This window comes from Cupriavidus sp. 2TAF22, assembly GCF_052115045.1.
Lineage (GTDB): Bacteria > Pseudomonadota > Gammaproteobacteria > Burkholderiales > Burkholderiaceae > Cupriavidus.
This window is the reverse complement of the sequence record NZ_JBFRFX010000003.1, coordinates 361,053-373,721: the sequence shown is the minus strand read 5'-3', so window position 1 is coordinate 373,721 and position 12,669 is coordinate 361,053. Positions and strand designations below refer to the sequence as shown.

The window sequence follows — 12,669 nt, the reverse complement described above, 5'->3', positions numbered from 1 at the left end:
GGCCGCCGCCCCCTCAGGACCAGTCCTCTTCCTCCTTGCGGCGGCGCTGGTCGCGGTCCTGGCGGAACATCTCCTGCAGCTCGTCGCGCGCCTGGCGCGCCAGCGAAACCAGCTTCTTCTGGTCCGTGTAATGCGGGTAGAAGCGATCGATGGCCGCGATATTGTGGCGGCGAAAGCGCAACGCCACCGAGCGCGCCTGGACCGGGTCGTAGCCCAGCCCCTCGAGCACGTGCCGCCCCAGCCGCAGCGATCCCTCGAACAGCTCGCGCTCGAACAGCTCCACGCCGCGGTCCTTGAGCTGGTAGATATGCGATACGTGCCGCGCCCGCGCGTAGATGCGCAGATGCGGGAAGCGCTCGCGCACTTTGTCGATCAGGGCCAGGCTCTCTTCCATGCCGTCGATGGCCACCACCAGGATGCGCGCGCGCTCGGCACCGGCCGACTCGAGCAGGTCCATGCGCGTGGCGTCGCCATAGAACACCTTGAAATCGTACTGCCGCAAGAATTCGATCTGGTCGGGATCGTGGTCCAGCACGGTGACGCCGATGCCTTGCGCATAGAGCAGGCGGCCGATGATCTGGCCGAAGCGGCCGAAGCCGGCAATCAGCACCGGGTTGTCCTGCGGCGCGATCACATCGTCAGGGCGCCGCGCCAGGCGCGCCAGCCGCGGTGCCACCAGGCGGTCGTAAGCCAGCAGCAACAGCGGCGTGACCACCATCGACAGCGCCACCACCAGCACCAGCAGGGCCTCGGTGCGCGCCGGCAGCAAGCCGGCGCCGCCGGCCACGCCGAACACCACGAAGGCGAACTCGCCGCCCTGCGAGATCAGCAAGGCGAACAACAGGCGCTGGCCGTGCGCGATGCCGAAGCGCGGCGCCAGCACGGCCAGCACCACGGTCTTCAACAGCACGAGGCCGGCCACCAGCGCCACCACCGTGCCCGGCGCCTGCATCAGCACGCCGAAGTCGATCGACATGCCCACCGCCATGAAGAACATCCCCAGCAGCAGGCCCTTGAACGGCTCCAGGTCGGCCTCGAGCGCATGCCGGTACTCGGAGTCCGCCAGCAGCACGCCGGCCAGGAAGGTACCCAGCGCCATCGACAGGCCCACGGCGTCCATCATCAGCGCAATGCCCACCACCAGCAGCAGCGCGAAGGCGGTGAACATCTCGCGCATGTCGGTGCGCGCGATGAAACGCAGCGCCGGGCGCACCAGGTAGCGCCCGCCCACGATCACGGCACCGATCACGCCCACCGCCTTGGCGGCGCCCAGCCAGCCCGCCGTGCCGGACGCGCCGGCTGCCCCGGCCTCGGCACCGCCGGCGGCAAGCAGCGGCAGCAGCGCGATCATCGGAATCGCGGCGATGTCCTGGAACAGCAGGATGCCGAAGCTGGCGGCGCCCGCCGGCGTGCCGAACAGGTTGCGCTCGGTCAGCGTGGCCAGCGCGATGGCGGTGGACGACAGCGCCAGCCCGAGCCCGGCCACCAGCGCCACCTGCCACGGCGCCCCCACCAGCGAGGCGACGCCGCCGATCAGCACCGCGCAGGCCGCCATCTGGCCGCCGCCATAGCCGAAGATCACGCGGCGCAGCTCCCACAGCTTCTTTGGCTCCAGCTCCAGCCCGATCACGAACATCATCAGCACCACGCCGAACTCGGAGAAATGCAGGATGGATTCGACATTGGTGACCAGGCGCAACGCCCACGGGCCGATCGCCACGCCGGCCAGCAGGTAGCCCAGCACCGCGCCCAGACCGAAGCGGCGGGCCACCGGCACAGCCACCACCGCGGCGACCAGGAAGACCACCAGCGCCACCAGGAAATCGTGTTGATCCATGGCGCGCTCCTCAGCCGGCCGCGACGCCGGCGGCGCCGCCGAGCACCATCGATACCCGGCCGATATGCTCGGCCAGCACGTCCTCGTCCACCTGGTTGGCGTCATGCAGGACCAGCGGCGTCAGCCAGTTCATGCCGCACAGCACGGCTGTCTGCGCCAGCGGCAGCATGTATTCGCCGATGCTGTGGCCGTGCGTGCCGTCGGGACCGTAGGAATCGGCATGTCCGCCGGTGCTGGCCACCACCAGCAGGGACTTGCCGCGCAGCGCCGTGCCGCCGGGGCCAAAGGCCCAGCCGCTTTCCAGCACATCGTCCATCCACAGCTTGAGCAGCGCCGGCATGCTGTACCACTGCACGGGGAACTGCAGCACCACCGTGCCCGCGCGCGCCAGCGCGCGCTGCTCCTCCACCACGTCGATGTCGTAGTCGGTATAGCGGGTGTAGAGATCGTGCACGGTGACAGCCGGCAACTTTTCCAGGGCCGAGGCCAGCGAGCGGTTGACGCGTGACTGATGCGGCCTGGGGTGGGCGTAGATGACGAGAATCGGTGGCTCGGCCTTGGGGTCCACAAAGAATCCTGAAAAACGTAAGGTGCGCCGCGCGAAACGACGGTCTTGCGATAAAAAAGAGGCCCAAGGCGCACCAGAATGGCACCCCGGGCCTGGCGCCCCGATGTTAAATCAGGGCAGGCCGGCTGGCGGCACTGGCGATGCCTCGATATGCGGCGTTGCAACAAACCCACATTCCAGGGGCTCGCCGGCTTCATGAAGCACAATTCAAGCTATTGATTTTATTGAATAAATCCCGATATTACAAAATGTAGCCAGCTTGGCCGTCCCGCTACCTTACGCGAGACTGACAATTCCACTACAATACTTTTTGCGTTGCAGCAAGATAGTGTTTGCCCTTGGCCAAGGCTTCCAAAGCCAGGCCGCACTCGAAAGTGCATGGACAAACACCTGCTGACTGCTATTTTTATACCTGATTACGTCGCGAGGAAAACAAAGTGAATCCGCTCGAACTGAGCAAGGCCGTCGGGGCCGTATCCGACGAAGATCTCCGCCGCGCAACCGCAGCCGCGCAGGCCTCGCATCGCCCCACCACCCTGGTGCGCGAGCTGGCCGCGCATCACCGCTCGCGTCTGCTCAAGCATTTCCTCGCCCTGGGCGAGGAGGATCGCCTGCTCCGTTTTGGCCAGTCGGTCGGCGACCATGTGATCGAGGCCTATGTCGACAGCATCGACTTCGACCACGACACCGTGTTCGGCGTCTACGACGAGCACCTTGAACTGATCGGCGTGGGCCACTTCGCCAACCTGCGCGACAACACCCAGGGCCGCGTTGCCGAATTCGGCGTGTCCGTGTCGCAGAGCGCGCGCGGCCGCGGCATCGGCAGCTCGCTGTTCGAGCGCGCCGCCATGCATGGCCGCAACAGCAATGTGCGCACGCTGTACATGCACTGCCTGTCGCGCAACGCCGCCATGATGCACATCGCCAAGAAAGCCGGCATGAAGGTGCAGTACGCTTATGGCGAGGCCGACGCCTACCTGGAACTGCCGCCCGCCGACACCGTCAGCCGCCTGACCGAGGCGCTCGACGAGCAGGTGGCCGACCTCGACTACATGGTCCGCCGCAACCTGCGCGATGCGCGCCGCTTCGGCCTGCGCTTCTGGCGCTCGATGCTGCCGCAAAAGCGCACGGCCTGACGGCATTGCGGCCTTGCCAGGATGGCGCGCCCGGCGGCGCGCCATTTTCATTGCCGCCCCGGCCGTCGCCTGCGCCCTTCAGCCCCCCGCCACCGGCAGCGCCGTCGTGTCCTTGATGCACTCCAGCGCGAAGCTCGAGCGCACGTCGATCACCGCCGGGTGGGCCAGCAGGTGGTCCTTCATGAAGCGCGCGAAGTGCTCCATGTCCTCGACGTAGACCTTCAGCAGCAGATCCATTTCCCCGGTCATGGCATGGCAGGCGGCCACCTCCGGCCAGATCGCGATGGCGGCGCGGAACAGGTCCAGCGGCGCCTTGCCCTTGGGCGCGCCACCATGCTTCTCCAGCCGCACGTTGATATAGGCCAGCAGCCCGAGCCCGATCCTGCCCGGCTCCAGCAGCGCCGCGTACTGGCGGATCACGCCAATCTCCTCCAGCCGCCGGATGCGCCGCAGGCAGGGGCTGGGCGACAGGTTCACGCGCTCGGCCACTTCCAGATTGGTCAGTCTCCCGTTGGCCTGCAGCACCTCCAGGATCTTCCTGTCGATCTTGTCCAGCTCCACCTTGCTCACGATATTGTTGCTCCGCAATATGTTTGACGGCAATTTTTTTGCGCAAATTTAGCAAGCTGTGCACAACTACGCAATTTTTTGTGTAGTCCGGACTATAGACGCAGCTTATCAGCCCCCCTCCCTGCCCCGGCCGCCGCCCCCCTGCACGGCCCCGTCGATCTGCGCGATCGCCTTCCGGGTGCACGATGCCGCCCCCGCCCATGGCCGTGCACTGGAACCGGGCGCCTGGGGCTTCGACAACAAGCGCGGCCCGATGGAACTGAACATCCCGGCCATCGAGGCCATCGAGGCCATCAAGGGTATCGGCGATTCGCTGATCTGCCTCGCCGACCGATGGGAAGGCAAGGATGGTGCCAAGGCTGGCGAGGCGGGCAATATCAGCATCTACGACGTGGACTTCGCACCGATCGCCCGCGCCAAAGAAAAAGCGCGACCACGGATGGTCGCGCTTTTTCTTGCCCGCGGCGCTGGTCTGCCGCGGGATCCTGCCAGGCATCGATCAGCCGCCGCGGCCCGAAGGCGCCGCCGGATTGGACGGGTTGCCGCGCTGGCCCCACTGGTCGTGCATCTTCTGCATGCCGGCGCGGATCTCGTCCATGGTCAGCTTGCCGTCGTGGTTGGCGTCGAGCTGGTCGAAGCGCTTGGCCAGGCGGGGAAAGCCGGCCTGGACCTCGGCCTTGGTCAAGGCACCGTCGGCGTTCTTGTCGGCCGCCTTGAAGCGCGCCTCGAAGTCAGCCTGCATGGCTGCGCGGCGCTGCTCCATGCTGGTCTTGTGGAACGCCGCCAGCTCGCTCTTGTCGAGCTTGCCGTCGTGGTTGGTGTCGATCTTGTTGAACAGCGCGTCGGCTTCGGCCTTGGAGATGGTGCCGTCGCCGTCGGTGTCGATCGACTTCATCCACATGCCGTCGCCGTGCCCCATATGGTGATGCATGCCGCCCTGTTGCGCCTGTTGCGCGCCGGGGGCGGGAGCTGCCGGCGCGGGTGCCGCGGTCTGCGCGAAAGCCGTGCCGCCCATCGCCAGGATCACCGCCGAAGCGGCCATGAAATTCCGGATCGAACGCGTCTTGAGATTGCCTTGCATGTCTTTGCTCCTTTTTCGTCTCGGTGGACTGGTAAGGATTAGAACGCACGGCAGGCAGGAAAGTTGGTCTCTCTAATACGTTGTTACGCGGCTCACAGTTAGGGCGCTCCTGCGTAAACCGCTGAAAGTATTGGTAAATATCCGGCCGATGGCGGTTACAAAGAGTCACCGCGGCAAACCCTGCCCTCGGGGCGGCAATCAGTCCTTCGCGGAAATGGGTTCGCCCGGGGCCCCGGTGGGCTGCGCCGGCGCCGGTTGCATGACCGGCTGCGCCTGCGGCGGCACGGCCGCGGGCATTGGCGTCGACAGCGGTGCCGCGGCGCCGGCCGGCAGCGACGGCTGGCCCGCCGCGGCCGGACCGCGCGTGACGATGGCCGGCACCGGCAGCGCGATTTCCTGGCGCACGCCGTTGCGCTCGATCACCACGCCGCGGTCGCGGATCTCCACCAGGCGCAACTGCGCAGACAGCGCCGTGCCCGCGCGCACCGCCTTGGGCGGGCCGCCGTCGAGCGAGAGAATGGCCGCGCCAGCGCCGCTGCCGAGATCGGCCACCACGCCGATCAGCTGCACGTCGCGCACGCCCGACTGCGCGGCGCCGCCGAACAGCGTGCCGGCGGCGCCGGTCTCGACCGCCTCGGTCTGCGCCACGCGGGCGGTGCGCGGCACCGGGATCGTCTTCATCGCGCTGAACGTCAGCGCCCAGCGCGTGGCCAGCGCACACAGCGCGACGAACAGGACGAGCCCCGCCAGGCGCGGCAGCCAGAGGCCGGCAGGGTCGAGGCGAAAGGCGGGCCGCATGGAGAGTTGCACGGGGATCAGGGCTGCAGCAGGCTGCAAGGCGTGGAAAACGCCAAGCCTACCAGAGCCGCATGACAACTGTCTTCCCCGCGCCGGGACCTGGCAGGCCGCGCGCGGCCGGGATGCAGCGAGATGCCGCTTGCCCGCACGACCGGCCGCGGGTGAACATGCGGGCGCACGTCCGCAAAGCCGTCATGAAGTGGCGGTTATACTGTCTGGCGAGCCGCAGCGCCGCCCGCGTTCGAGGTCCCTGCGCTGCACCAGATATTCCAAAAGGCTATCCATGATGCGTAGGTTCGCTGCCAGCTTCGCCGATTCTTCCCGCCGTCCCGCCCGTTGCCAGTCCCGCCGCCAGTCGCGCGGCTTCACCCTGATCGAGATCATGGTCGTGATCGTGATCCTCGGCGTGCTGGCCGCGCTGGTGGTGCCCAAGATCATGAGCCGCCCCGACGAAGCCCGCATCGTCGCCGCGCGCCAGGACATCTCCTCGATCATGCAGGCGCTCAAGCTGTACCGCCTCGACAACAGCCGCTACCCCACCACCGAGCAAGGCCTGGCGGCGCTGGTGGTCAAGCCCGCCACCGAGCCCATCCCCAACAACTGGAAGGGCGGCGGCTACCTGGAAAAGCTGCCCAAGGACCCCTGGGGCCATCCCTACCAGTACCTGAACCCGGGCGTGCGCGGCGAGATCGACGTGTTCAGCTTCGGCGCCGACGGCCAGGCTGGCGGCAGCGGCAATGACGCCGATATCGGCAACTGGGAATAGGGATCCGTCGCCAATGACCGCGGCGGGCATGCAGCCATGAACCTCCGGCCGCACGGCCGCCGGCGCCAGCCCGGCAGCCACGGCTTTACCCTGCTGGAGCTGCTGGTCGTGATGGTGATCGCCGGCATCGTGATCTCGCTGGTGGCCGTCAATGCCACACCCAACGAGCGCGGGCGCGTGCTCGACGACGGACAGCGCATCGCGCGCCTGTTCGAGCTGGCTCAGGAAGAAGCCCAGCTGCGCGCCCGCCCGATCGCCTGGGAAGCCAGTACGTCCGGCTGGCGTTTCCTGCAGGCCACCCCGGCCGGCTGGAGCCCGCTCGCCAGCGACGTCTTCGCGCCCGCCAAATGGCGCCTCCAGCTCGACAATGTCGCCGTGACCGAAGGCGGGCGCGGCAACAACGGCACGCGCCTTGTGTTCGGGCGCGAGCTGATCGACGGCCCCCAGCACGTGGTGCTGGTGCGTGGCGACATCCGCGTGGACGTGGCCGGCGACGGCACCGGCCGCTATTTCGCCAGCACGCCATGACGCGCCGCGCCGACGCACGCCGCGCGGCCCCGCCCGGGCGCGGCTTCACCCTGATCGAAGTGCTGGTCGCGCTGACCATCCTGGCCGTGGCGCTGACCGCCGCCATGCGCGCGATGGGCTCGATGATCGAGGCCAGCGCCTCGCTGCAGACGCGCATGCTGGCCGAATGGAGCGCCGAGAACCACTTCGCCACGCTGCGCCTGTCCAAGACCTGGCCCGAGCCCGGCACGCGCGGCTACGCCTGCCCGCAGGGCGGCGTCGCGCTGTACTGCGAGGAAACCGTCTCGGCCACGCCCAACCCCTCGTTTCGCCGCGTCGAGATCGCGGTCTACCCGTCCGGCGCCGACAAATCCGTGCGCCTGGCCTGGCTCGTCACCATCATTCCCAATGAAACGCGCAACCTGCTCTAGGCGCCCCGTGCGCCCCGTGCGCCGCGCCGCCGGCGCGCGTGGCTTCACGCTGCTGGAGATGCTGGTGGCCATCACCCTGCTGGCGGTGATCGCGGTCATCGCCTGGCGCGGGCTGGACGCGATGACGCGCAGCCGCGAGCGCCTGACCGACCACGACGAGCGCCTCAATTCGCTCAAGCTGCTGTATGGACAGTTCCAGTCCGACTGCGAGCACCTCGCCAGCCCCGCGCTGCTGCAGCGCAGCCCCGTCGAACTGGGCAACGGCCAGCTGCTGATGGTGCGCGACCGCCGCGACGAAGGCCGTCCCACGCAGTGGCAGGTGGTTGCCTACCGCCTCGACGGCAATACCGTGGTGCGCTCGGCCAGCCCCCCGGCGGACAACCGCAACGCTGTACAGTCGGCGCTGCAGACGCAGCGCCAGGCGGGCGGCGGCGGCAACCTGGCGCGCGCGCTGGTGGGCGATGCCGCCGGCCTGTCCGCACGCGTGTGGACCGAGCCGGGTGGCTGGCAGTCCGAGAACGGCCGCATCGCGGCGGCCCTGCTCAGCGGCAACGCCAGCGCCAGCGCCGTGGCCGCATCGGGCGCGGGCGCGAGCCTCGGCGTGGCCACCACGGCGGTGCGCGCCATCGAGCTCAGCCTCACGGCGCGCATGGGCGACGGCGACGCGCCCCGGCAGTTCCAGAAGATCTGCATGACCGGGCTATGAGCAAGCGCACCGCATCCTTCGCCCGCGCCCCGGGCCTGCCCTCGCGCCGCCGCCAGCGCGGCGCCGCCGTGGTGACGGCGCTGCTGGTGGTGACGCTGGCGGTGGTGGTGGTGTCCGGCATGCTGTGGCGCCAGCAGGTGCAGATCCGCTCCATCGAGAACCAGCGCCTGCTGGCCCAGGCCACCTGGATCGAGCGCGCGGCGGTCGACTGGGCCCGCCTGATCCTGCGCGACGACCAGCGCCGCACCAATGTGGACCAGCTCGGCGAGCCCTGGGCCGTGCCCATCGCCGAGACCCGGCTGTCCGACTTCCTCGGCGCCGCGCTGCGCACCGACCAGGAAGGCGAGACCTCCTTCCTCTCGGGACGTATCCAGGATGCGCAGGCCCGCTTCAACCTCAGCAACCTGGTGCTGTGGAGCGCCAGCGAAGCGCAGGGCCGCGTTGCCAGCGTCGACCCGTCCAGCCTGGCGATCTACCGCCGCCTGCTGCAGACGCTGGGCCTGAACGCGGCGCTGGCCGAGCCCACGGCGCGCTACCTGGTCAACGCAGCCATGGGCGGCGATGGCAACGGCGGCCGGCAAGGCCTGCGCGCGCCCGACGGCGCCGACGACCTGCTCGCCATTCCCGGCTACACGCCCGACATCGTGGCGACGCTGGAGCCCTTCGTCGACCTGCTGCCCGAGCGCACGCTGGTCAACGCCAACACCGCCGAGGCCGAAGTGCTGGCCGCGGTCATCGACAAGCTGCCGCTGGATCGCGCGCGCGAGCTGGTACGCCAGCGCGACCGCGCCTACTTCAACAACGTGGCCGACGTGCAGTCCCAGCTGCGCACGCTGGCACCGCAGGCCGACCCCAACACCGCCACCAGCACGCTCGATGTGCGCACCCACTATTTCCTGGTCTACGGCCTGATCCGCCACGAGCGCGCCACCCGCATGCAGGTCTCGCTGGTCTATCGCGGCGAGGTGATGGGCAATGCCAACACCACCCGGGTGGTCTGGGTACGCGATCTGGAGCGCATGCCCGAGCCACGCTGAGGCCCCGGCGCGCCCTTTGTTTCCCCCCTTCCGGGTGGCGCCCCGGATACCTCCGGCGACCCCGCCGGCTGCCGCCAAAGGCGCTTGCCTGCAAGCCTTGCGGGCGCTCGAGGGCAGCTGTCACACAGATACGTATTGACGCCAATTCGTCACACAGGCAAGGTATGCTCCGGCCCGGCGCAAGCGTAGTCCGAGCGGTAGTCCAGCTCTTGCGCTTCCATCAGTGCAGTGCCGCCGGCGGCAACGCAGCCGGCGTCTTTCGCGTAGCGGAGCGGTCCGCCGCGCGGGCCGCCCGTCCCCCGCCATCGTTCATCGACGCCATTGCTGGCGCAGTAGCAAGGAAATCTTGAGCACCACCCTGTACGTCCGCCTGCCGCACAGGCCGCACGACCAGCCGCAACCCTGGCACTTCGGCGCCTTGCCGTTCGCGCTGGTGCGTGCGGCCGTGGCCGGACGCGGCCGTCGCCAGGGGCCCCAGGCGGCCCCGCAGCTGTTGCGCGAAGGCCACGCTCCCATTGCCGAACTGCCCGCGGCCGAACGGCTGGTCCTGATCCTGGCCGCCAGCGACGTACTGCTCACCCAGGCATCGGTGCCGCCGCTGGCGCCGGCGCGCCTCAAGCTGGCGCTGCCCAACCTGGTGGAAGATGTGCTCGCCACCGACGCCCAGCTCAGCCATATCGCCGTCGGCCCCGCGCTGGATGCGCCGGCCGGCAAGCCTGTGGCCGGCGCCCGCAAGCGCCTGCTGATGGTGACCGACCGCGCCTGGCTGCGCGCCGTGCTGGACGCTTTCGCCGAGCACCGCCATCGCCGCCGGCACGTGCTGCCGGCGCAGCTGTGCCTGCCCTTGCCGGCGCAGGGTGCCGCGCAGGCCCCGCAGGACGACGGCGCAGCCGCCGAAGACAGCACGCCGATGGCGGCCCTGGCGCTCGAGGCCGCCACGCTGACCAGCGCCTCGCCCCTGTTCGACACAGCGGGCGTGCCCGCGGCCGAGCAGCCCCCCCGCTTCTGGCAGCTGACCGTGCGCAGCGGCGAGTACGCCGGCTACGGCCTGCTGCTGGGCAACGACGCCCTCGGCGCCTGGCAAGGCCTGGCCCCGCCCGGCGACTGGTATGCCGCGCCGCAGGCGCTGGCGCAGGGCGCCCCGCAAGGCGCGCGCGCGCTCGGCTGGCGCGTGTGGATCGAGGGCGCGCGGGCCAGCCTGCTCGATCCCGCGCTCGACCTGGCCCAGTTCGAATTCGCCCAGGGCCGTGCCGACCGCTGGAACCTGAAGGCCTGGCGCCTGCCGCTGGCGCTGGCCGCTGGCCTGCTGCTGGTGCAGCTGATCGGCATGAATGTGCAGTGGCTGATGATGAGCCAGGAAGAAAAGCGCCTGCAGGCCGGCCAGGAGCAGGTCTTGCGCAGTGCCTTCCCGCAGATCCCGGTAGTGATCGACGCGCCGCTGCAGATGCGCCGCCAGGTCGACCAGTTGCGCCTGGCCTCCGGGCGCAGCACGCCCGACGATTTCCTGCCGCTGGCCGACCGCTTCGGCCAGGCCGCCCGCCAGCTCGCGCCCGACGCGCTGCTGGCGCTCGAGTACCGCGGGCACACGCTCTACGCCACGCTCAAGCCCGGCGCCAATGCCGAGGCCCTGCGCAGCGCGGCGCGCCAGTCCGGCCTGGCCATGGAGCCGGACAACAGCCCGCCGGACGCCACGCGCGGCAATACGCCGGCCGGCACGCGCTGGTCGATCAAGCCCAGCCTGTGAGCGCGGAGCGCCAAGTGAACCCGATGAAAGACACCGCATCCAAGCCCGGCTCCGCCGCCCGCCCGCGCGCCGCCGAGCGGCTGGCGCGCCTGCGCCCGCGCGTGCCGCAGCGCTGGCAGGAGCGTTTCCAGGCCTTCTGGTCGGCACGCAACCCGCGCGAGCAGGCCATCCTGGCCGGCGGCGGCACCGTGCTGGCGCTCGTGATCGGCTACAGCGTGCTGTGGGAGCCCGCCGCCGACGGCCGCGCCAGGCTGGCGCGCAGCCTGCCGCAGCTGCGCGGCGACCTGGCCGAGATGGAAACGCTCGCGCAGGAAGCGCGCGGCCTGGCCGCCAGCCCGGCGCCATCGCTGCGCGGCGAGGCGCTGACGCAGGCGCTGCAGGACAGCCTGGCCCAGCACGGCCTGAAGGCCACGCGCCTGGCCAGCACCGGCGACAACGGCGTGCAGCTCCAGCTCGACAAGGTCCCGTTCGGCGCCGTGGCCAGCTGGCTGCAGGACGTGCGCCAGCAACAGCGGCTCAAGGTAACCGACACGCGCATCGTCTACGTGGGCGCCACCGCCATGGTGAACGTCACCGCTACCCTGCAAGGCCCGGCCGCCAATCCGGGCGGGCGAGGCTGATGGCGCGCCTGGAGGCGCTCCGGCTGGCCCGCCGCGGCATGCGCAGCCCGCGCGGCTGGCGCCGCCTGGGCTGGCTTGCGCTGGGCCTGGCGACGGTCGCGCTGACGGTGCTGGCGGCCTTTCCCGCGGCCTGGATCGCCGACGGCATCGCCACCCGGAGCCAGCGCCGCGTGCTGCTGGCCGACGCCGAGGGCTCGCTGTGGAACGGCAGCGCGACGCTGGCGCTGTCCGCCGGCGCCGGCAGCGAGACCGCCACCGTGCTGCCCGGGCGGCTGCACTGGTCGGTGGCGTTCTGGCCGCTGCTCACCGGCACCCTGCGCCTGGTGGTCACGCATTCGGAAGCGATGAGCGGCCCGGTGGGCGTGGCAGTCACGCCGCTGGGCTGGACCGCGCAGGCGGGCGCCATCCGGCTGCCGGCTGCGCTGCTCGAAGGCGTTGGCGCGCCGTTCAACACCCTGCGCCCGGACGGCCTGATGCGCATCGACTGGTCCATGCTGCAGGGCCGCTTCTTCCGCCGCGCGGGCGACAGCGGCGGCGGTGGCATGACCGGCCACCTGACGCTGCGCCTCGAGCAAGTATCATCGGCTGTCAGCCGGGTGCGCCCGCTGGGCAGCTACCGCGCGGAGATCGACTGGGGCGGCGCCGACGGCAAGATAGAGCTGACAACCCTTGCCGGGCCGCTGCGCCTGCAAGGCAGCGGCATCCTGGGCCGCCAGGCACGCTTCGAGGGCACGGCCAGCGCCGACCCCGACGCCGCCGCGCAATTGGTGGGCCTGTTGAGCCTGCTGGGACGACGTGAGGACAATGTGACACGGCTGCGCTTCTGACCCGGCGGCAGGCGCGCCCCGCGCGCTCCTGCCGCCCGCAG

The 12,669-nt window shown here is 70.0% G+C and carries 14 protein-coding genes and 1 pseudogene; 10 read left to right on the top strand and 5 right to left on the bottom strand.

Annotation, left to right across the window (positions count from 1 at the left end):
• Positions 1-13 precede the first annotated feature (13 nt).
• Together kefC and kefF are read right to left on the bottom strand one after the other, a co-directional pair.
• Positions 14-1,837 (bottom strand): glutathione-regulated potassium-efflux system protein KefC, encoded by a 1,824-nt coding sequence (gene kefC, locus AB4Z48_RS06335; protein WP_441613028.1) that lies wholly within the window; start codon positions 1,835-1,837, stop codon positions 14-16.
• A 10-nt stretch (positions 1,838-1,847) separates the two neighbouring features.
• Positions 1,848-2,405 carry a glutathione-regulated potassium-efflux system oxidoreductase KefF gene (gene kefF, locus AB4Z48_RS06330; RefSeq protein ID WP_441613027.1) on the bottom strand — a complete coding sequence of 186 codons (558 nt, stop codon included), beginning with the start codon at positions 2,403-2,405 and terminating at the stop codon, positions 1,848-1,850.
• 437 nt (positions 2,406-2,842) lie between these two features.
• On the opposite strand from kefF, the gene AB4Z48_RS06325 reads away from it, so the two are divergent.
• Positions 2,843-3,541, top strand: a complete 699-nt coding sequence (locus AB4Z48_RS06325; RefSeq protein ID WP_441613026.1) for a GNAT family N-acetyltransferase — start codon at positions 2,843-2,845, stop codon at positions 3,539-3,541.
• Between the two features lie 78 nt (positions 3,542-3,619).
• Here AB4Z48_RS06325 and AB4Z48_RS06320 read toward each other — a convergent pair whose 3' ends face one another.
• Positions 3,620-4,111, bottom strand: a complete 492-nt coding sequence (locus AB4Z48_RS06320; RefSeq protein WP_441613025.1) for an Lrp/AsnC family transcriptional regulator — start codon at positions 4,109-4,111, stop codon at positions 3,620-3,622.
• Positions 4,112-4,262: 151 nt separating this feature from the next.
• On the opposite strand from AB4Z48_RS06320, the pseudogene AB4Z48_RS06315 reads away from it, so the two are divergent.
• Positions 4,263-4,529, top strand: a pseudogene (locus AB4Z48_RS06315) (4-hydroxyphenylpyruvate dioxygenase); the annotation flags it as partial.
• An 81-nt stretch (positions 4,530-4,610) separates the two neighbouring features.
• Here the strand turns inward: AB4Z48_RS06315 and AB4Z48_RS06310 are convergent.
• Both AB4Z48_RS06310 and AB4Z48_RS06305 read right to left on the bottom strand, forming a co-directional pair.
• Entirely contained in the window at positions 4,611-5,192 is a 582-nt protein-coding gene (locus AB4Z48_RS06310; RefSeq protein ID WP_441613024.1) for an EF-hand domain-containing protein, read from the bottom strand.
• A gap of 198 nt (positions 5,193-5,390) precedes the next feature.
• Positions 5,391-5,990 carry a hypothetical protein gene (locus AB4Z48_RS06305; RefSeq protein WP_441613023.1) on the bottom strand — a complete coding sequence of 200 codons (600 nt, stop codon included), beginning with the start codon at positions 5,988-5,990 and terminating at the stop codon, positions 5,391-5,393.
• 286 nt (positions 5,991-6,276) lie between these two features.
• Between AB4Z48_RS06305 and gspG the strand changes: the two genes are divergently transcribed.
• The 8 genes from gspG (at position 6,277) to gspN (ending at position 12,628) form a co-directional block, all read left to right on the top strand.
• Complete coding sequence (gene gspG, locus AB4Z48_RS06300) at positions 6,277-6,756, top strand: type II secretion system major pseudopilin GspG (RefSeq protein ID WP_441613059.1); 480 nt, start codon at positions 6,277-6,279, stop codon at positions 6,754-6,756.
• Positions 6,757-6,792: 36 nt separating this feature from the next.
• Complete coding sequence (locus tag AB4Z48_RS06295; protein ID WP_441613022.1) at positions 6,793-7,284, top strand: GspH/FimT family pseudopilin; 492 nt, start codon at positions 6,793-6,795, stop codon at positions 7,282-7,284.
• On the top strand, positions 7,281-7,694 hold the full coding sequence (gspI, locus tag AB4Z48_RS06290; RefSeq protein WP_441613021.1) for a type II secretion system minor pseudopilin GspI: 414 nt from the start codon (positions 7,281-7,283) through the stop codon (positions 7,692-7,694). Before AB4Z48_RS06295 ends, gspI begins: the two co-directional genes overlap by 4 nt.
• Positions 7,672-8,400, top strand: coding sequence for a PulJ/GspJ family protein (locus AB4Z48_RS06285; RefSeq protein WP_441613020.1), 729 nt, complete (start codon positions 7,672-7,674; stop codon positions 8,398-8,400). The genes gspI and AB4Z48_RS06285 overlap by 23 nt, the downstream gene beginning before the upstream one ends.
• Positions 8,397-9,437 carry a type II secretion system minor pseudopilin GspK gene (gene gspK / locus AB4Z48_RS06280; protein ID WP_441613019.1) on the top strand — a complete coding sequence of 347 codons (1,041 nt, stop codon included), beginning with the start codon at positions 8,397-8,399 and terminating at the stop codon, positions 9,435-9,437. The genes AB4Z48_RS06285 and gspK overlap by 4 nt, the downstream gene beginning before the upstream one ends.
• 346 nt (positions 9,438-9,783) lie before the next feature.
• Positions 9,784-11,181, top strand: a complete 1,398-nt coding sequence (gspL, locus tag AB4Z48_RS06275) for a type II secretion system protein GspL (RefSeq protein ID WP_441613018.1) — start codon at positions 9,784-9,786, stop codon at positions 11,179-11,181.
• 23 nt (positions 11,182-11,204) lie between these two features.
• Positions 11,205-11,801, top strand: a complete 597-nt coding sequence (locus tag AB4Z48_RS06270) for a type II secretion system protein M (RefSeq protein WP_441613058.1) — start codon at positions 11,205-11,207, stop codon at positions 11,799-11,801.
• Entirely contained in the window at positions 11,801-12,628 is an 828-nt protein-coding gene (gspN, locus tag AB4Z48_RS06265; protein ID WP_441613017.1) for a type II secretion system protein N, read from the top strand. The genes AB4Z48_RS06270 and gspN overlap by 1 nt, the downstream gene beginning before the upstream one ends.
• Positions 12,629-12,669: the final 41 nt, after the last annotated feature.